Annotated in this window: 15 protein-coding genes and 1 riboswitch; of the genes, 7 read left to right on the top strand and 8 right to left on the bottom strand. The window is 38.7% G+C overall.

Annotated elements, in window-relative coordinates; genetic code table 11:
• Positions 1 to 138 precede the first annotated feature (138 nt).
• Positions 139 to 936, top strand: a complete 798-nt coding sequence (gene proC, locus JL001_RS12025) for a pyrroline-5-carboxylate reductase (RefSeq protein ID WP_200976312.1) — start codon at positions 139 to 141, stop codon at positions 934 to 936.
• A gap of 65 nt (positions 937 to 1,001) precedes the next feature.
• On the opposite strand, the gene JL001_RS12020 is transcribed toward proC, so the two are convergent.
• The 6 genes from JL001_RS12020 to JL001_RS11995 form a co-directional block, all read right to left on the bottom strand.
• Positions 1,002 to 2,159: a 6-bladed beta-propeller gene (locus JL001_RS12020; protein ID WP_200976311.1), complete on the bottom strand. Its 1,158-nt coding sequence runs from the start codon at positions 2,157 to 2,159 to the stop codon at positions 1,002 to 1,004.
• A gap of 56 nt (positions 2,160 to 2,215) precedes the next feature.
• Positions 2,216 to 2,431, bottom strand: coding sequence for a hypothetical protein (locus JL001_RS12015; RefSeq protein WP_200976310.1), 216 nt, complete (start codon positions 2,429 to 2,431; stop codon positions 2,216 to 2,218).
• A 222-nt stretch (positions 2,432 to 2,653) separates the two neighbouring features.
• A complete protein-coding gene (locus tag JL001_RS12010) occupies positions 2,654 to 3,985 on the bottom strand; it encodes an aminotransferase class V-fold PLP-dependent enzyme (protein WP_200976309.1) in 1,332 nt (443 codons plus the stop codon).
• Positions 3,986 to 4,135: 150 nt separating this feature from the next.
• A complete protein-coding gene (locus JL001_RS12005; RefSeq protein WP_200976308.1) occupies positions 4,136 to 4,777 on the bottom strand; it encodes a DUF4386 domain-containing protein in 642 nt (213 codons plus the stop codon).
• A gap of 212 nt (positions 4,778 to 4,989) precedes the next feature.
• Positions 4,990 to 6,312 carry an energy transducer TonB gene (locus JL001_RS12000; protein WP_200976307.1) on the bottom strand — a complete coding sequence of 441 codons (1,323 nt, stop codon included), beginning with the start codon at positions 6,310 to 6,312 and terminating at the stop codon, positions 4,990 to 4,992.
• 404 nt (positions 6,313 to 6,716) lie between these two features.
• Complete coding sequence (locus tag JL001_RS11995) at positions 6,717 to 8,351, bottom strand: M28 family metallopeptidase (protein ID WP_370567368.1); 1,635 nt, start codon at positions 8,349 to 8,351, stop codon at positions 6,717 to 6,719.
• Positions 8,352 to 8,508: 157 nt separating this feature from the next.
• Between JL001_RS11995 and JL001_RS11990 the strand changes: the two genes are divergently transcribed.
• Together JL001_RS11990 and JL001_RS11985 are read left to right on the top strand one after the other, a co-directional pair.
• Positions 8,509 to 9,537, top strand: a complete 1,029-nt coding sequence (locus JL001_RS11990) for a carboxylesterase (protein ID WP_200976306.1) — start codon at positions 8,509 to 8,511, stop codon at positions 9,535 to 9,537.
• Between the two features lie 5 nt (positions 9,538 to 9,542).
• Complete coding sequence (locus JL001_RS11985; protein WP_370567367.1) at positions 9,543 to 10,664, top strand: alanine racemase; 1,122 nt, start codon at positions 9,543 to 9,545, stop codon at positions 10,662 to 10,664.
• A gap of 40 nt (positions 10,665 to 10,704) precedes the next feature.
• Here JL001_RS11985 and JL001_RS11980 read toward each other — a convergent pair whose 3' ends face one another.
• Complete coding sequence (locus JL001_RS11980) at positions 10,705 to 12,093, bottom strand: arginine decarboxylase (RefSeq protein ID WP_200976304.1); 1,389 nt, start codon at positions 12,091 to 12,093, stop codon at positions 10,705 to 10,707.
• A gap of 407 nt (positions 12,094 to 12,500) precedes the next feature.
• On the opposite strand from JL001_RS11980, the gene JL001_RS11975 reads away from it, so the two are divergent.
• From JL001_RS11975 to JL001_RS11965, 3 genes are all read left to right on the top strand, one after another.
• A complete protein-coding gene (locus JL001_RS11975) occupies positions 12,501 to 13,646 on the top strand; it encodes an efflux RND transporter periplasmic adaptor subunit (RefSeq protein WP_200976303.1) in 1,146 nt (381 codons plus the stop codon).
• Positions 13,647 to 13,803: 157 nt separating this feature from the next.
• Positions 13,804 to 16,986, top strand: coding sequence for an efflux RND transporter permease subunit (locus tag JL001_RS11970; protein ID WP_200976302.1), 3,183 nt, complete (start codon positions 13,804 to 13,806; stop codon positions 16,984 to 16,986).
• A complete protein-coding gene (locus tag JL001_RS11965; RefSeq protein WP_200976301.1) occupies positions 16,983 to 18,443 on the top strand; it encodes a TolC family protein in 1,461 nt (486 codons plus the stop codon). The genes JL001_RS11970 and JL001_RS11965 overlap by 4 nt, the downstream gene beginning before the upstream one ends.
• An 83-nt stretch (positions 18,444 to 18,526) precedes the next feature.
• On the opposite strand, the gene JL001_RS11960 is transcribed toward JL001_RS11965, so the two are convergent.
• On the bottom strand, positions 18,527 to 19,018 hold the full coding sequence (locus tag JL001_RS11960; protein ID WP_200976300.1) for a hypothetical protein: 492 nt from the start codon (positions 19,016 to 19,018) through the stop codon (positions 18,527 to 18,529).
• Between the two features lie 117 nt (positions 19,019 to 19,135).
• Positions 19,136 to 19,247: riboswitch (SAM riboswitch) on the bottom strand.
• Between the two features lie 403 nt (positions 19,248 to 19,650).
• Here JL001_RS11960 and JL001_RS11955 point away from each other — a divergent pair.
• The gene (locus JL001_RS11955; RefSeq protein ID WP_200976299.1) at positions 19,651 to 20,601 is read left to right on the top strand and encodes an arginase; all 951 of its coding nucleotides are present in this window, start codon (positions 19,651 to 19,653) and stop codon (positions 20,599 to 20,601) included.
• Positions 20,602 to 20,605: the final 4 nt, after the last annotated feature.

Raw genomic sequence — 20,605 nt, 5'->3', positions numbered from 1 at the left:
TCTTCCTACTCAAGACTCCTTACTACAAACATTTTTTTTCTTCATCAACGATTAACATTCAAAGGATTGGTTTATTTTTACCTGCACAAAAGCATCATTTACAATTGAAGCTTTTTACCAAAGAACCAATTACAAGAAATGAAAGACTTAAAAATAGCGATCATTGGATGTGGCAATTTAGGCTTGTCCATTGTCAATGGCTTATTAGACACAGCGGGCTTTAAGGCCCAATACCTAAGTGTAACCAAACGTCACCCTGAAAGCCTTTTTCACCTGGATCCCATGGGAGTCACAGTTACTTCGGACAATGTTTCCGCCTCCAAAGATGCTGACTTGATAGTTTTAGGTGTAAAACCCTACAACGTCCCCCACATATTGAAAGAAATTTCGCCAGTACTCTCTCCTGATAAGCAAACCATTATTTCCTTGGCTACAGGGGTAACTTTGGAAGACATGTACAAACATCTTCCCGCAGAAATGGCAGTTTTTAGAGCCATGCCTAATATTGCAGCTGATATTCAGGAATCCATTACCTGTATCTGTGGAAAAAATGGAGATGCCAGCGTAGAAGCAAGTATCAAGGAATTGTTTAATAGTATCGGCATCTCCATTGTTATTGAAGAGCATTTGATGGAAGCGGCCACGGTCTTGGGGGCATGTGGCATTGCTTATGTCTTGCGATTTATGAGGGCCATGACCCAAGGAGGGATTCAAATCGGCTTTGATGCCAATACAGCCAACACCATTGTGAACCAAACGGTAAAGGGTGCCGCGGAATTAATCATCAAAAAAGGTATCCACCCAGAAGCAGCTATTGATAAAGTCACTACCCCAAAAGGCTGTACCATTGTTGGTTTAAATGAAATGGAGCATCACGGCTTCAGTGCAGCTATGGTGAAGGGTGTTTTGGCCAGTTATGAGAAAATTGAAAAATAACCACATCTATTTGCCATCCATTTATGGAGAGCTTTACAGTTTCAAATTGACGGTGTTTTCTAATTCTAAAATTGCTTCAGGTGGTATTTTCCAATGACAAAACCAGTTTGAGGGTCAAGCTTTTTGACAAAATTAGAGAGCTCCGTCTCGCTTTCCATTCCATCTTCGACAAACTCCTTTAAATGTTCGTACTGATGGATGGTATATAAATTGTCTTCTTGATCCAAAAACCAAGGGTTAAGGTAATTCAAACCACTATCCAAATCATTCAGGATTTCTCTGCCCGAAATAACATTTGAGGTTCTTTTATTCTGAATAAAGAAATTAATCCTATTGTATTTGGCAAACTTGTCTATAAAAAAATCATCATTGACCATTAAGCCTGGGTAATGGACTGCATATTTTTCTTGTATTTCTTCTTTATTTAAAACTGATGAGGGCTGTACCCCATATATGAGTTCCATTGGAAGATTTTGCCCGTCCAAATCAACATATGTTTTGTGGATATCTCCATGCTCATCAACCTTAAAAACAGTATCCATATAAATATGAGTAGCATAGACATCTGTTTTGTATCTAAACATGTTATGTCTGTCTTTAGTAGATCCAATAACATTCTTTTTATGATCATTAATCACAGGTTTTAATTGTCCATTCTCTGAGTTCCATTTAAGTATAAAAACTGAATTTGAAAAATCACTATTAACCATTCCTTTTCGAACATCTCTAGAATAAACCAAGTATTCATTTTCGGAAATGGAAACTAAATTCCCCAAAATTAATGGTAACCTTATCGAAGCAACAAATTCACCATCAGCGGAATACCGTATCAAATCTTTATTCGTCAATAATTCAATTGTTTTCCGCTGCTCATTATAATTAACAGCTTCTAACCACAAATATTCATCAGGACCTTCTCCATATCCATCAATAATTGACACCATTTCAAAGTTCTTGTTTAAAATGTAGACTTTCATTGCCATTTCATAATCGGCAAGTATAAAGTAGTCCTTCGTCACCAAAACTCTATCTATAAAACCGTATCGAATTTCTTTTGGAAGCTTAATATATTCAACCCTGTCAACAAATGAAGACAATAAGGGAGTTTGCTCCAGTTTTACCGATATAATTTGATTAATATTTGTATCATTTCCTTGATGACATGAAACTATAGAAAGTAAAGTAATAGATATTTTAAATATTTTAATAAGAAACAATTTCATAAATCAAGTTGGCTAAGTACAAACTAAAAAATATGCTAAAAACTTGCCCAAACATTTCACCAAGGGTCCATGCATCCCTCTTCACATGAAACTTGATCTTCTACTTGGCAATTATTGAATAAATAATTTGGGCGACATTTTATCACAATTGCTGTACAACCCGGATAGTAATTATTACAATAATCATCAACCGCTGCAAAAGATTCTCTTTCTGCGATACCTGTCTCATAGGACAAGATGAAAACAACTAAAACTAAAAGTATTTTTTTCATGTTAACAGTGTTTAATATTTTGTGTTAAAAAAACTAAATTATCTCTCATAAACAATTTGATATCAGCACTTTGTATATAAAAAAGTTAAAAACGTAAAAAAACATCAAGAACCAAAAAAAGAAAAACAGGTATTGTTAAAAATGAGAAACAAATCTTTTTCTCACTTATTTATTCAGTTTCTAACCAATTCATATCCCATTCCTTGGCAACAAAGCTATCCCTCACGCCTTTGCTATCTTTGCCAATACCTCCAAGCTCCTATCTACCTCATCCATGGTATTACCTACAAATGGCGTAAGTCTAGCAAAAGACTGGCGGTAAGGAGAGCTGCTCGCTACTACCCCCATTTCATGAAAACGCCTGACAGTTTCTTCTGCTTCCAAGCCATTGACCATAAAACAGTTGATTCCGGCAGACATATTGGGATCCAAAGGCGTAATCAAATCTACACTGGGAATATTTCTTATTCCTTCCTTCACATGAGTACTCAACTCAGTAGTTCTTTGATGCACCCTATCCCTTTTCATTTCCATTTGAAGTTCAAAGGCGGTATTAAGCGCCCAGCGAAAGTCAAAAGAATGAAAACCACCGGGAGTCATTAGTTCATGAAAAGTTGGCTCTCTTTCCGGAGGATTGCCCAAGTATTCAAGAAAAGGATATTCAGAAAACGGTGGGATCGTTGGTTCTATAAAATTCCAAGCTTCTCTTTTTGCATAGAGCACACCCGTGCCTCTTGGCCCAAAAATCCATTTGTGGGTTCCCGCAGAAAAAAAATCGCAGCCTAGCTCAGCAATATCTTTATCCTGATTTCCAAAGCCATGCACCCCATCTACTGCAAAGTAGATACGGTTATCTTCAACCCTGCCCTTATTCACCTCCTTGATAGCCTCAGCTATTTCAGCGATCGGCAATTTTACTCCAGTACTCGAATGTACCCAAGTGACCATTACCACTCTTGTCTTATCCGAAATGGCCTTTTTAATGTTTCCAACTACCTCATCGACTGTAACCGTTCGGGGGTCATGATATTCTTCAACCCGACGATAAGAAGCACCTTTTTTCTTACAAGTAAATTCAATGGACTTGTCCGTAACATAATGATCATGCGTAGTGGCCAAAATCTCATCCCCGGGTCGAAGCTTCATGCCATTAAACAACAAAGAAGTTCCCATGGTGGTACTGTCTGTCAAGGCTATTTCAGCTGCAGTTACCCCCATGTATTTGGCAGCTGCATCACAAACTATCAATTCAGCCGTCATAAAATTTTCCTCCCAATACATTGCTGGATTGTTATCAAATGCCTTGCGGTGCTTTTCGATGGCTTCTGCAACCGGTGCTGGATGGGAAGCTAAAAGCATTTGGGCCATTTGAACATGGCTATTATCCAAAGGAAAAAGGGCCCTTACCCCTTCCCAAGTGCTGATATCAGTGGAAATTGGAGTAATATTGGCTGTTGTAGAGTCAGCTTTATTGCAAGAGGATAATGTGGCAGGCAGGGTCAAGGCCATTCCCACAGAAAAGCCCGAAGAGCGGATGAATTTTCTTCTGTCCATAAGTTGAAGGTTTTGGGTTTACTGGTATAATTTACTAAAAATCAACCCAATAACTACACACCACAACTCAAAAAGACTGTTTTGGCAAATTAAATCACCTACCTTCCAAACCTTTATCCAAGTATGGTTTGCATCTGAATTCCCTAAAATTTATTGAATCATCGCTCCGATATTTTCGGGAGATCTTTTGCCACCTTTCAGAAGTAACCATACGGCAAAAGACATTTCTCCAAGGATGCTAGGTATAGCAACAAAAGCCAAAAACAGGGAACCGTAAACATCATAATTGGGCATCAAGAAATGTGCTGTAGTATCCGCCATATACATCACCCCAGCAATAACGAGGAAAATGGCAATTATTTTGGGTGCCTCTGCTATTTTTCCAAGCAAGATCAAATGAAAACCAAAAAAGAAAAGGCCGATCAACCACACAGTATTAAAAATATCTACCAGTCTGAGTACCTCTCCATCACTACTAGCCGAAAATGTTAGTGGAAGTGCGGCAAGGGCCACACCCATTATTATCGCATGCACAATTCTAAAATAGGTACTTAAGCGAGACAAATGATGTTCCTTGTACATTTCATAAAGCGCCCACGCTACTACTACATCAAAAAGAACCGTAATCATAAAGGCCATCACCCCTAAGCCCACCATAAAGCGATTCTGTTCAATCATTTCCAAGGGAGACTCCATAATAGATTCCAATACAAAAAAATTAGCAAATATTGCCGCAAAGAAAATAACCCAATAGCTAATTCCCGCGATGATAGAAAGCGTTCTTAATTTCATTTTACCTTAATTATTTTAACAAGTGCTTATTTAAAACAAACTCATTAAAATAGTAAAATCAATTCATATTACATTTACAACTATATAAAAACACTTTACCAAGCCCGTTTCAGAACTTGATAATACCTTTTTTCAATGTTTCATTGATTTTTTGAAGGAAATAAATTTGGTTTAGGGTGAAGATTACAATATCCAAAAAATTTAACACGGTCTCAATCAAAAATTTCAACAGTTGGCATATCTTTTCTTAGCTTTTCAATTTCTTCTTTTGAAATTTTGTTCCCTTTTAAATATAGCTGTTCCAAGCTTTCTAACTCCTTAATAGATGGTGGTAATGACCGAAGCTTGTTTTTGGAAATTATCAATAATTTCATATTTTTTAAATTTGAAATCTCCCCTCCAATAATTTCAATCTTATTGTTCCCAAAATCCAACATTTCCAATTTTTCAAGCTGGTAAATCTCTTTGGGGATGATTTCAAATTTATTATCCCCAAGTCCAACTACCTTAAGGTTTTTTAGCTTACAGAACTCTTCAGGCAATCCATCTATTTTATTAAACGGAGCATAAAGCTCTTCCAACATAGGCAGAAGCTCCAATTGCCTGGGCAATCTAGAGACATTGCAGTTTTCAATATCCAAATATTTAACATGGTTTAAAGTTTGGTTTAACTTGGAGAAGCCTTCCAAACTTTTATTTCTTAACATCAATTTTGACTTTGAAGTATCTGCGGATATGCACTCAAATGATGAGGTCGCATCACTAGAAGCTATTTTAATAGTAAAAGCCCCCGAACTTGCTTCACTTTGATCTCCAGTCTTCTTCCTTTGAGCTGGCGAATAATAAAGTGGTATCTTGTTAGTTGAAACTACTAACTCATTCAATGCATTTAAATCAAGTACTCCTTCTTTATATTTTGGTTTAGTTCCACTATCATTAATATCACTCTCATCGTTTAATTTAAAGCGAATGGGCGCAACAAAATTGTAAATGGAATCAGAAGGAATCCAATTTTCAGGTAAGGATGACAGTAATCTTTTTATTTCCATATCTATACCTCCAAGGTCTCCTTCAGCGTTTAATATTTGGATATTCCCTAAGTTCCCCAAGGTATCAATATCAAATGAAGCATAAAAGGTACCTTGTATCCCCTTCCTTCTTGCCTCTTCGGGATATCTCAAGTTTTCGAAAAAAAAACTATTAAATGCTTCAATCCCCCCTTTGTATTCAGGAACATTAAGTCTTGAGGGCTTTAAATACAATTGAAACTTATCTATTTCGGGTATTTTCATCCTTGAATCAAAATACCCATCTTTTGAAAACTTTAAATATTTAGAGGAGTCAATTTCAATTCCAAAATAACCTCGGAAATTGGTCAATGTTTTCACCCCATTACCTTCCAATTCTACTGTCACCTCGTTAATTGGATTACCTGTTCTTTCATCTAAAATTTTTCCAAGTATCGTTCTTTGGGAATAACCAAAATTTGAAAAAACTAAAAACAACAACACAGTTAAAAATATATTAGTCTTCATTTTAATCTACTTAAATTGCAATATCAGGTTGATAATCTAGTATTGCCTTTTTGTCTACTAAATAATTAGCTTAATAGTAGCGAAAAGTTTTAATTACCAGTTTACATATATAAACCGCAAATAAAGAACGTATTTACCGAAATAAAAAAACCAACCGTAACCCTTTCAAAAACTTTTTAATAACTGACTCATGTTTTAACCATTAAGGTATTATTTATTTAAAAAAGCAATCACACGCCAAAGGCTGACTATCTTTCTATAAATTGAATTTGAGCACTTTTACCCAACTTAAATTTATTGCTACTTTGTTCATCTGACTTCCGGTATAAATTCTCGCAGGACTGGCTACTATACTCTAGAACAAAGGAGGTTTGGATTAAATGTACAATTTTAGATAGTTTTTGTTATTTCCTAAGCACTTTAAACTCTGAACCATCTTTCCATGCTGGCCAAGATTCCTCTGCGACTACAGCCCTTCCAACTCGATACAATAACTCCACATCCTCCACAGCACCATCCAGGTTCCATCTTGTGGTATCAAATTCATCCGAAGGCTTATGATAATATTTGGCCCTGTACTCGTCCTGAAGGGATTTGCCAAACTCCTTTCCTTTTTCCACATGGTCTATGCCAGTACCTGTGTATAGTGCAGGAATACCTTTCTTGGCGAAGTTAAAATGGTCAGACCTAAAATAGTAGCCTGCTGAAGGCGTCGGCTCTTCAGAAGTATATCTCCCCTGTTTTTCAGCCTCCCTTGCCAAAACATCCTCCAAATTGGACTGTCCCTTTCCTACTACAACAATGTCTTTCATCTTTCCATAGGGATTGATTCCATCCATATTGATATTGGCAATGGTTTGTGAGATTGGGTAAACAGGGTGTTCTGTATAATAAGCCGCTCCTAAAAGCCCTTGCTCCTCTGCTGTAACGGCCAGAAATACCACTGTTCTTTCTGGCTCTTGTCCGAAAGCAAATGCTTCGGCTATTTCCAGTAAAGCCGCCGTTCCACTTGCATTGTCCAATGCCCCATTGTAAATGCTATCTCCATCTGCATCAGGCTTCCCTACTCCAATATGGTCCCAATGGGCCGAATAAATAAGGTATTCATCAGGATGTTTGCTTCCTTCTCTTTTGGCTATCACATTTTTGGAAGTATTGAACCTCGTGCTGACCTTCATGCTTGTGCTTGCTTTTAGGCCCATGGGAATCGCCTCGAAACCTGGTTTTCTAGCCTTCGCCAATAATTCACGGTCATTATACCCTGCCATTTGAAATATCTTTGTTGCTGCAGGTAGGCTAAGCCAGCCATCAAAAGCGAGTTGATGAGCAGATTTATCCTTGGGGTTCAAGTAAAGTTTTGGGGTATTCCAGCCGTTTTGCACCACATTAAAGCCATAGCCAGCGGGGATAGTATTGTGTACTACCAAACAGCCAAGGGCTCCTTGCCTAGTGGCTTCTTCAAACTTATAAGTCCATCGGCCATAATAGGTCATGGTATTACCTTTGAAAAAATCTCCTTCTGTACCAAACCCGGGATCATTCACCAACACAACCACAATTTTCCCCTCTACGTCCAACCCTTCATAGTCGTTCCAGTCATACTCGGGGGCTACAATGCCAAAACCAGCAAAAACCAACTCTGCATCCTCCACTTTGATCTCTGGATCTTGTCTTTCTGTGTAAATGACATAATCCTTTAATCCCTTCAAATCCATCTTTTCACCATTGCCTTCGATCCTCAATACTGTATCCGCTTCGGTAGTAATTTCCACTAAAGGAACATCTTGAAAATAACTTTCTCCGTTGCCTGGAGCCAAGCCCATTTCCTCAAATTGGGCCTTTAAATATGCAAGGGTTTTCTCCTCTCCTTTTGTAAAAGGCATTCTGCCCAAATACGCATCAGAAGACAATTCCTGGATATGCTTTTGTAAAGTTTCAACAGTAATCGATGATGCAGAGTCATGGTTGCCTTTATCAGTGCACGAAAACAGCAAGTTGGCAGTAAAAAGCACGGAAATCATTTTTATATTCTTCATCATATCAACTGGATTAGTGGTTTGGTCAAGTGGTACAAAATAACAAATCCTTCCGAAATTATGGCTTGGTAGTTTAAAAATCAGCTTGCTTCATTTTTTGTAGGATAATCTTGAAAAACACTTTAGCTTTATTATTAAAATTCAAGATCCCCAAACGAAAATGTTCAAAAAACTACTCCCTTTTTTATTATCCATCGCCATCATCTTGGTTATTGTGTACATGCTCGGACCAAAAGAATCTTACAGCACCCTTGAAGGCACTTATCCTCAAGTCCCTACAAATCTTGAACAGTTGGAAAGCTATGTTCTACAAAAAGAAGATACAGTAAAAGGACTTAAACCCAACAATGAAGCCCGCATCGTTTGGGCAGACAGCCTTAACAAGACCAAAACTCCCTATTCTATAGTGTATATTCACGGCTTCGGTGCGAGTCAAATGGAAGGCAGTCCTGTCCATCAAAAACTTGCAGAACATTTTGGTGCTAACCTTTATCTGGCCAGGCTTCCAGAGCATGGCATCAAGAGAGACAACACCTTTGAACACCTTACCGCCGAAAAACTTGCAGATGGAGCTAGAGAAGCTTTGATGATTGGAAAAAGCCTTGGGGATGAAGTCATCGTGGTAGGTACATCTATGGGAGGTGCATTGACTGTTTTGTTAGCATCCGAAAAGGAAGACATCAAATCGATTTTATTATACTCTCCCTGTATCCGGGATTACGGCAACCAACTGGAGGCTTTTTTTAGCCCTTGGCAGGGATGGCTTTTTGAAAAATTTGGTACGAATGAAAACCAAGTTATTTTGAACCCAAGAGAAGGTGATAAAGCGAAGTATTGGTCAGAAGAGTATCATATTAATTCTTACATCAGCTTGGCCAAATTGGTTTATAGCAAAATGAATGAGGAAACCTTCAAAAAAATCAAACAGCCTTTATTTCTCGGCTATTACTACAAAGATGAACAACACCAGGACAATGTAGTCTCTGTTCCTGCCATGCTTGATATGTTCGAAAAGGTCAGCACACCAGAAAACCTCAAGGAAAAAGTAGCCTTTCCAGAGGCCAATGATCACGTCATTGGATCCAGCATTACTTCTGGTCAATGGCCAGAAGTGTTGGAAGCCAGTATCGATTTTCTGGAAAACAAGGTCAAAATTCCCGCTGCAGAAAAAGTAGAACAAGCACTTTAAAGTCCATGAAAATGCATAGTTTTTCTGTCACCTCCCCAACCCTATTAATTAATGAAGGCATCTGTCGACAAAATTTGAGGAAGATGTCCGAAAAGGCTAAGAAGCATGGCTTGGAGCTTATCCCGCATTTCAAAACCCATCAATCGTTAAAAGTGGGAGAATGGTGCCGTTCTTATGATATCCAAGAGATTACGGTTTCATCCATTAATATGGCCAGTTATTTTGCTCCGCAAAATTGGCAAAATATTCATATTGCCTTTCCCTTTAATCCACGAGAAATCCATCAGCTGAATGAGCTTTCGGAAAAACACAGTCTTTCCGTCCAGTTGGTAAATGAGGAATTGACCGCTTTGCTTGCCGAAAAGCTAAATTACAGAGTAGGCTTTTTTATTGAAATTGATGCAGGCTATGGTCGAACAGGAGTGGAAGTGAGTGATTTTGGGCTGATAGAAAAAATCATGAGGAAGGCTAAAACCAACCCGAATCTTCAGTTCAAAGGCTTTTATATTCATGCAGGGCATACTTATCATGCCACCCTTAATGGAATCGAAGAAATCCATCAGCAAACCAAAGCTGCCCTGCATATGCTAAAGGACAAATACATCACAGAATTCCCCGATTTGGTGACGCGGTCAGGTGACACCCCAAGCTGTTCTTTGATGGATGACTTTGAAGGAATAGACCAAATTGGTCCAGGCAACTTTGTCTTTTATGACCTGACCCAGGCCAATATTGGAAGCTGTGAAAAGGAAGACATTGCGGTGGCATTGGCAGCACCCATCGTGGATATCAAAAAGAGCAAAGGAGAAATCCTCCTTCATGCTGGAGGCGTACATCTGTCCAAAGATGTTTTGACCCAAATCAATGGCAAAAAGAACTTTGGTGAAATTGTTCTATTGACCAAAGGTGGCTGGTCCATACCCAGTAAAACTTCTTATCTAAAAAGTATTTCCCAAGAACATGGCATCGTTCAAGCGGATGCAGCATTGATGAACAATGTCAAAGTAGGAGATGTTTTGGGAATTTTACCGATCCATAGCTGCATGACCGCTGACTGCATGGGAAGCTATATGACCTTATCGGGAGAATTAGTAGATCATCTCAAAGGCAATCCTAATAATCGCTAAAAATAAAAAAGTCCTGCGCCAAAGCGCAGGACTTTTGGTTCTAGTAACCAAGTGTTTTCAGCATACTCTCACTTTTCTGTTCATCTGCAAAAAGGCGGTGCTTAATAGTCCCGTCAGTGTCCCGATCAATAAGCACATGCTTTGGAGCAGGAATCAGACAATGCTGAATTCCTCCATAACCTCCCAAAGATTCTTGATATGCTCCTGTATGGAAAAAACCAATATACTGAGGCTTTTCATCCGACTTTTTGGGAAGATAAATATTGTATTGATGCGCTTCTGAATTATAATAATCCATGCTGTCACAAGTCAGCCCTCCTAAGTTAATATTATGATACTCCTCTTTCCAATTGTTCACGGCCAACATGATATATTTTTGGTTGAGTCCCCAGCTATCCGGTAATTGAGTGATAAAAGACCCGTCAATCATATACCATAATTCTTTGTCATTTTGGAGTTTTTCTTCCAAAATAGAATAAAGAACAGCTCCACTTTCTCCTACGGTATAACTACCAAACTCCGTCATAATATTAGGTTCAACGGTATTGTTCTTAGCACACATCCACTTGATGTTTTTGATAATCTGCTCAGCCATATACTGATAGTCATAATCAAAAAACACATTGGTCTTGATGGGCCATCCCCCACCTATATCCATGGTGTCCAGCTCTGGACATATTGCTTTCAGGTCCACATACTTTTGGATAAACCTGGTCAATTCAGACCAATAATATGCCGTGTCTCTTATTCCAGAATTGATAAAGAAATGCAGCATTTTAAGACTCACATTCGGATTGTTCTTGATTTTGGTCTCATACAACTCAATGATATCCTTGTACCTTACACCGAGTCTAGATGTATAAAAACCAAACTTTGGTTCTTCATCTGCTGCAATCCTAATCCCCACCTGAAAAGGCACTTTTACATGCTCTAGGTAGTAATCTATCTCGGTCAGGTTATCCAGTACAGGAATACAGTTTTTAAAACCATCATTCAACAAACCAGCAATGTACTCCTTATATAATTCTCTTTTAAAGCCATTGCAGACGATGTAAGTATCCTTGGTGATTTTACCTTTTTCATAAAGGCTTCTTACCAAAGGAATGTCAAAGGTCGATGACGTTTCAATATGAATATCATTCTTCAAAGCCTCATCCAAAACAAAGCTAAAATGGGAAGATTTGGTGCAATAACAGTAAGTGTATTTGCCGTGATAATCATGCGTTTCCATCGCATTTGCAAAGTAAGTCTTTGCGTTCTGAATACTCTCACTGATTTTGGGTAAGTATGTGAGCTTTAAGGGAGTACCGTAGGTCTCAATGATTTCCATAAGATCTACCCCATTAAAAAACAGCTGGTTGTCCTCCACTTTAAATTCTTTGGTTGGGAAGTCAAAAGTTTGCTGAATTAAATCAATGTATTTGTTCATTAGGTACCTTTAAAGTTGTGGATTTTGATGCTTGAAAATTGCATTAATAATTATTCAAATCAAAATTAAATCATACCACCTTCATTTTACCTATAAATTTTATTCACTTTTCAATAATTAATTGTCATTTGGCTGCAAATTTGCTGTAATATTAAAAAACCCAAACACCTTTTTAACATATCTTAAGAATCCTTGGTATTGGATCCTTGAAGTCTAAAGTTGTGGAAAACTTCCCCAAAACACTAACAAAAGCTCCACAGCTTTAAAAGTCTTAAAAAAAACAAAAAATCCTAATAATCAGTTATTTAAGTAAGTTTAGAAAACTAAAAATTAGTGGTACGATTATTACAACTACTCAATTTAGGTAGAATCAAACATAAAACCCTGGTATTAAAAAACTCATAACAATGATATTTAAAGAAACTAACTACAGGCAATTTCCATTGCTTTTGATTTTCCTTTCAGGACTTTCCTTTTTTAGCTGTAAAGAGGAAGAACAAGTTGAGGAAGGCTTACCCCTTCCGGTCATGACATTAAAAGAAGAAGCAGCTGCCAGATCCTATCAATATCTTGGCTCTATTGAAGGTGTCGAAAACGTTGAGATCAGACCTCAGGTAGATGGGATTTTGGAAAAAATTTATGTGGATGAAGGAGACTTTGTCAAAAAAGGCCAGCCATTATTTAAAATCAACAGCCAGCCTTACATGGAAGACCTTAAAAATGCACAAGCTACAGTTGAATTGGAAAAGGCCAAATTGCGGAAAGCCAAAACCGAAATTGAAAGACTTCAGCCTCTTATAGACAATGAGGTTATTTCCGATGTAAGAATGCAAACTACCATTGCAGATTATGAAGTGGCCCAATCAGCCTTGGACCAAGCACAGGCAGTAGCCGCCAATATGCGAATCAACCTGGAGTTCACCACCATTAAAGCCCCAGTTAATGGTTTTATGGGAAGGATTCCTCGCTCCATTGGCAACGTGGTTAAAAAGACAGACTCCGAACCACTGACTACCCTCTCCAATGTTCATGATGTTTATGTGTATTTTTCCATGAGTGAGTCTGATTACCTTTATTACGAAAGGATGAAAAGAGACTCCAACTCAAAAAAACTTAATCCACATGTTAAGTTGATATTGGCCGATGGAAGTATTTATGATAAGGTAGGAACCATTGACGCGAACTCAGGTCAAATCAACCGTTCTACCGGGTCTATTGCTTTACGAGCAAAATTCTCCAACCCTGATACCCTTTTAAGGTCAGGAAACACTGGTAAAATTATGATGGAACAGATTTACCCCAATGCCATCTTGATCCCGCAGGGTGCCACGACCTCGATCCACGACAAGAAGTTCGTCTATACATTAAATGAGGACAATACCGTGGACCGTAAAGAAATCAAAATTGAAGGCAGGTCTGGCAAACAATATATCGTCAGCGATGGAAGCTTGTCTCCAAAAGACCGAATTGTTACGTCAGGCTTGGATAAACTAACCAATGGCATAAAAGTTAAACCTCTAGAGCAAGGCCAATTACTCTCTTCTGAGGATTAATCCTATAGAAAATCACACCAACTATTAACAATCTTATCACCAAGGACACGAGTAGCTAACCTCTGCTCGAATCGATTTGGTAAGGGGTGTTCTATATCCCAATTACGAATTCCTATCGCTGTCTTTGATTCTTTTTGTCGGAAAAAGACCTAAACCTATGATTAAGAAAATTATTAACAGGCCAGTATTGGCTTTGGTAATTTCGATTCTGCTGATACTCGCAGGAGCGGGGAGTATTTCCTTACTTCCTGTGGAACGGTTTCCAGAAATTGCTCCACCGAGTGTCAGCGTTCAAGTTTACTATCCTGGTGCCAATGCCGAAACAGTCGCCAAATCAGTTCTGCTCCCCTTAGAAGAAGCCATAAACGGGGCCGAGAACATGAACTACATCAACTCAACCGCCACCAACTCAGGGCGAGGACGTTCCACCGTTTATTTTGAGCCCGGAACTGACCCCAATGTCGCTGCTGTGGAGATCCAAAATAGGATTTCCATGGTAATGGAATCCATCCCTGCAGAAGTCAGAGAAGCTGGGATTGTGGTTTTAAAGCGACTTAAAGGTTCACTAATGACCATCCAGATTTACAGCGATGGCGTTTATGATGAAACCTTCCTCAACGCCTACACCCGGATGAATATCAGGCGTGAATTAAAAAGAGTTGGCGGTATCGCGGAAGCCTCCATCCTTAGGTCCAGGGATTACGCCATGAGGATCTGGCTTAACCCTGAAAAACTGGCACTTTATGGTCTTACACCTAGGGAAGTTTATAACCAGGTAAGGGATCAAAGTTTTGAGGCTGCTCCTGGTAAATTCGGGGAAAACTCCGATGAGGTTTTCGAAATCGTGATGAAGCACAGTGGAAGATTCAGTGAGCCCGATGAATATGAGAACTTGGTCATCAAAACAGAAGATGATGGTACACAACTCCGCTTAAAAGACGTGGCTAGGTTAGAATTTGGTGCTTCCAATTATGCTAGTGATAACAAACTAGACGGTATGTCTGCCGTAACCATTGATATTGTCCAGCAGCAGGGTGCCAATGCGGTAGAAATTGACAAAGCAGTAAGAAAGGTACTTGAAGATCAGGCTAAAGCCTTTCCGGAAGGAATGAATTATAGAATTTCTTACAGTGTACGGGATCAGATAGACGAATCGATGCACCATGTCAAGAAAACATTAATCGAGGCGTTTATATTGGTATTTTTGGTGGTATTTATATTCCTGCAAAATTTTAGGGCTACGATCATTACGGCCATTTCAATTCCCGTTTCCTTGATAGGTACTTTTTTCTTCCTCAACATGATTGGAGCTACGATGAACGTACTAAGTATGTTCTCCATTGTGCTTGCCATTGGTATTGTGGTCGATGATGCCATTGTGGTCATTGAAGCCATTTATGAAAAAATGGAAGACGAAGGTATGAAGGTTAAGCAAGCCGTGGTATCTGCCATGTCTGAAATCACCAGCGCCATTATCTCAATCACCATTGTGATCGCTGCGGTATTCTTACCCGTAGGATTCTTGGATGGTCCCGTAGGCGTATTTTATCAGGAGTTTGCTTACACCATCATCTTCGCTGTTTTGATTTCTGCTGTGAACGCCTTGACATTGGTACCTGTACTCAGTGCACTAATTCTAAAAGAAACGGATCCTGAAAAAAGGAAAAAAAGAATACCGCTAATTGAGAGGATCCGCAACTCTAGAGCTGCTTCAAAAGCAATTGATATTAGAGATAAAGGACTCCGTAAGTTCGATAGTGCTTTTGATAAATTTACCGAAAAATACCTTCAAGTAGTCAAATGGGTAATCCTCCATAAATGGTGGACAACTGGAGCATTGGTGGTGGTTTCAGCACTTACCTTCTTTATGGCCACAGTCACTCCAAAAGGTTTTATCCCAACAGAAGATGATAATTTCCTTATTTTCTCCTTGACCATGCCTGAAGGTTCATCACTTCACCGAACCAACCAAGTATTGAAACAAGCTGATTCGCTATTGCAACAGGAAACTTCTGTGGCCAGTGTGAACACCGTTTCTGGATATAATATCGTCGATGATTCAGAGAGTTCTTCAACAGGCTTAGGTTATATCAAACTTCATGAGATTGGAGAAAGAGGTGAGTTTAAGGAAATAAATGAAGTAGTGAAACGCTTATCAGATAAACTAAGCGTTCTTAGTGAGGCTCGGGTCAATATTTACCCCAGACCAACCGTACAAGGCTTTGGTAACTTTGATGGGGTACAAATTGTACTTCAAGATTACTCAGATGGAGACTATGGAGAATTTGGTCAATTGATCAATGAGTTTATCGCTGAGCTAACCAAGCAAAAACAGATTGAAAAAGCTTTTACCTCCTATAACCCGAACTTCCCTCAATATAAAATCAACATTGATTATGAGAAGGCCAAAGCCATGGGGGTAAGTGTGAAAGACATGATGTTCACGATCCAGTCTAACTTTGGTAGAACCCGTGTAGGAGATTTCAACCGTTTCACTCGTCAATACATGGTTTACATGCAATCCGACATCCAGTATAGGGAAACACCAGAAGCGATCAACTCCATAATGGTAAAAAATGACCAAGGAGAAATGGTTCCCATCAACACTTTTGTAAAATTAGAGGAAACCTATGGGCCTGAAACAGTCTTCCGATACAACCTGTACAGTGCAGCCAGAATTAATATTACCCCTGCCAAAGGTTACAGTACAGGAGATGTCATGGATGTCATTGAGGAATTGACGAAAAGTAAACTTCCTGCAAACTTAGGCTTTGAATGGACAGGTATGAGCTTGGAAGAGAAAAAGTCAGGTTCCAACACCACATTGGTATTTATCATAAGTATCATCCTGATCTACTTTATTTTGGCAGCCCAATACGAAAGCTTCTGGTTGCCAATGGCTGTAATCCTTTCCTTGCCGGCAGGTATTTTAGGGGTCTTTGTATTCATCAACTTAGCAGGCATAGACAATAACATTTATGTTCAGGTAGGACTGGTGATGCTGATAGGCTTGCTTGCCAAAAACGCCATTTTGATTGTTGAGTTTGTTGCGCAAAAAAGACGAGAAGGTCTCGAACTGGGGGATGCTGTCGTCGAAGCATGTGCCTTAAGAATTCGCCCCATCTTGATGACTTCATTTGCTTTCACCGCAGGTTTAGTTCCATTGATGTTTTCAGTGGGTTCATCCGCCCAAGGCACCAAATCAGTGAGTATCGGTACTGCTGGCGGTATGATTTTCGGGATATCCTTAGGTGTCATTTTTATCCCTGTATTGGCCTATATCTTCCAAAGAATACAGGACAAGTACAGTATTGAAACCATTGAACAAGAAGAACTATGAACGCTTTTAGAAAATTAATTCCCCTTGGCTTGGTTTTACTTACAGTAGCAAGTTGCAAGGTTGGACAATCATATAAAAGACCAGAAGTGAATTTTCCGGAGGAATACTATGGAGCAGATAGTCTCAGAGATAGTGTCCTGACTGGAGAGAAAAACATTGCTACGTTAGACTGGAAAAGTTATTTCAAGGACTCCACATTGGTAAGTTTGATCGATACAGCTTTGTCCAATAACCTTGACATGCAAAAAGTGGCCAAGGAAATTGAGATTGGTTATCAAAACCTCAAGCAATCCAAAGCTAACTTCTTCCCTACTCTAGGCGCTTCTCCTTTTAAATACAATAGGGAATATTATTCAGAGTATTATAATAACTATGGCTCCAACCGGTCCAGAAGAAATCATGGAGACAACCCTCCCACAACCCTGTATACGGAGAGACTTGAATATGTTTCTTCCCTTCAGGCAAGTTGGGAGATTGATATATGGGGGAAGTTTAGGTGGCAAAAAGAAGCGGCACAGGCAGAATTCATGAAAACACAGGAATTTAAAAAAGCAGTACAAACTGCTTTGGTTTCTGAAATTGCTTCTACTTATTTGAATATGCTGATGCTCAAATCTCAACTTACAGTTTCCAAAAGAAATTACGAGCTAAGCAAAAACACCCTTAGAATCGTCAACCTGCAATATGATGCTGGAGAAACTACTTCTCTAGCGGTCCAGCAGACCAAATCTCAGATGCTGCGATCAAAAGCACTGATTCCTGATCTGGAAAAAGCTTATGCCATTCAAGAAACCAGGCTAAATCAGCTTTTGGGAAGATCACCCCAAGAGGTAAAGCTCACCCACCACTTGGAAGACGTAACCTTTGACAGCGCCTATCAAACTGGTGTTCCAGTGGAACTAATCCAAAACCGACCGGATATTGCTGCATCTGAGTATAACCTGATCATCAGCAATGCAAGGGTTGGAATCACTGAAGCTATGAAATATCCTTCCTTGACCATTAGCGGAGGGATCGGATTGAATTCATACCAAATCCAACATTTCCTTGACCCACTTGGAGCAGGTTTTGCTATCGTGAATGGTGCCCTTTTCCAGCCAATCTTTCAAAACAGAAAGTTAAAAACCAACCACCTGATTGCTATCAATGAAAGGGAAATAGCTCAATTGGATTTCAAAGATAAAATTATTGGTGCCGTTGGGGAAGTTTCCAATGCCTTGGTAACTATAGAAAAGCTTCAGGAAGCTCATGATATTTCTGCAGAAAGACTCAAAGTAACCAACAAAGGTGTAAAAGATGCCTTCCTACTGTTCCAAAGTGGCTTTGCCAACTATCTTGAAATCATCAATGCCCAAGAAGATGCTTTAGAAAACCAAATGGAGCTGGTAAGACTAAAAATGCAACTGGCCATAGCCAACATTGAACTGTACAGAAGTCTCGGTGGTGGATGGAAATAATAAAGATATTTCAACCAAAAAATAATGCCCCGTAAATTATTACGGGGCATTTTTATGGTCATTAGTATGGTTTATCGTTGTATTCAATAACTTAGCTCATTGAAAAGCAACTTTTCTTCCAATCGGTGCTTCTTTTCATTAATCAACACCTTTCTTAAAACTTGCTTAAACCTGATTTCTTGGTTTACGATTTTAAAGATTTTCTCTAAGTATTCCTTAGCTACCTCTTCATTCTTTTTGTAGAACTTCAAGGTAAAACTTCTTTTATCATGAATATTTTCCAAGAAAACTTCCTTAGGTTGACCAGCTAAAACAATGCCTCTAAAGAAAGCATAATGATCAGCCAAATCACCTTTTAGACTAAAATAGATAGCCTGAAAACTTTTGTTGGAACCAGGAAAGTTCCCAAAGTTAAAATCCCCCGAACCTTCTACCTGAACCGATTCATGTTCATTTAACCATTCGAAGGCACTTACAGTCCCATTCTCCTGATTTAAGTTTCGAATAACAGATTGAAAGGTGAAAGTATTACTGTTTAGGCTTGAAGTATTATAATTTGAAGCTGTTGCTGTCATGATTTCTTATTTTTTAGTGTTATTAGTTTTTTGAATTACTGTGCCAGATGATCAGCAACAGTTTGATGAAGTTTTGCCCAGTAAGTCCTGCATTCGCTGTGTTCCCATGGTTTTCATAATTTATAGGTCCTTTAATTGATTTAGGCAGGATTTAGCACCTTTTCTCTTCACGAGGGATAGGTTGCTATAGGTTCTAAGAGCCTGTTCTCTCCCCTATTCTTTATAAATTAGCTACTGACCTACTTGGCTTTTCACTAATAACTTTTTCAAAGGTAATACATTTTATTATAAAAACTAATATCCCTATAGATTTTGTAGGGAATTATTTTCAAAATATTTTCTTTCCCTTTAAAAAAGCTCTAATACTATTCCAGAAAGCACTTTTTGCGCTTATTAAAAATGCGATAAATAAACAAAAAACTATTAAAGTCAGATCACCTTCTTGATTCTAGAGTTGATATATTTATTTAAACTTCAACGTCAAGGTATTAAAGCTTCTTAAAGAAAACCTATTTTTGCCATCTTAAAGCAGGCTCCCATATTTGCACATTTTTAACTACTTTTGTCACATCAATTTTCATCCTAAGGATAGAATCAAACACCCAAATAAACTAGAGATTATTTAACCGACTATGAGAAACATCAAGCTTGTTGAAGTAAGGTCAGAGCTGGCTGCAGGAACCAGAGGAGCTAGTTTAGGAGTCGATGCTCTTAAAATAGCCAGCCTAGGAAAAAAATCAGACTTCTTTACCCGGTTTGAGCCTATCAATGTCCAAGATGCCAATAATTATTTATGGAAAAATAATTATTTCCCTCATGCCAAATACATTGAAGGAGTGTTTGAGGTGATCCATAATGTCCACGATACAGTAAAGGCACTAAGGTTGGAAAAGAAGTTTCCAATTATTTTAGCAGGAGACCATTCCACTGCTGCAGGAAGTATTATGGGCATCAAGGCTGCTGCTCCTGAAAAACGCCTTGGAGTGATTTGGATTGATGCGCATGCAGATATACATAGTCCTTATACAAGCCCCTCCGGAAATATGCACGGCATGCCATTGGGCATGTGCTTACAGGAAGATAATCTCTCATGTAAGCAGCATGATTTGTCTGATGAGGAATTTGAATACTGGGAGAAAATAAAAAAGATTGGTGGTGACTTCCCCAAAATCAAAGCTGAAGACATTGTCTATATAGCGGTAAGAGATACTGAAGAACCTGAAGACTTCTTGATCGAGAAACATGGGATCAAAAACTTCAAGACTAGCGAAGTAAGGGAGAAAGGGATTGAAAAAATTTCTCAAGAGGCATTGGACATCCTGAGAAATTGTGATCAAATTTACATCTCTTTTGATGTCGACAGCATGGACAGCGCCATTTCCATGGGGACAGGTACCCCTGTTCCTGATGGACTGACCGTTGAGGAAGCTATCAATTTGAACAAAGAACTTATAAAAGATAAGAGAGTTTGCTGCTGGGAAATCGTGGAAGTCAACCCGACTTTGGATAACGAGAACATCATGGCCAAAAACGCCTTTGAAATTCTCGAAACTACTACGGAATCACTGGTAAGCAACTTTTAAAAAA

Source organism: Echinicola sp. 20G (assembly GCF_015533855.1).
Taxonomy (GTDB): domain Bacteria; phylum Bacteroidota; class Bacteroidia; order Cytophagales; family Cyclobacteriaceae; genus Echinicola.
The sequence above is the reverse complement of the archived record's forward strand: the minus strand, read 5'-3'. Positions and strand labels throughout refer to the sequence as shown.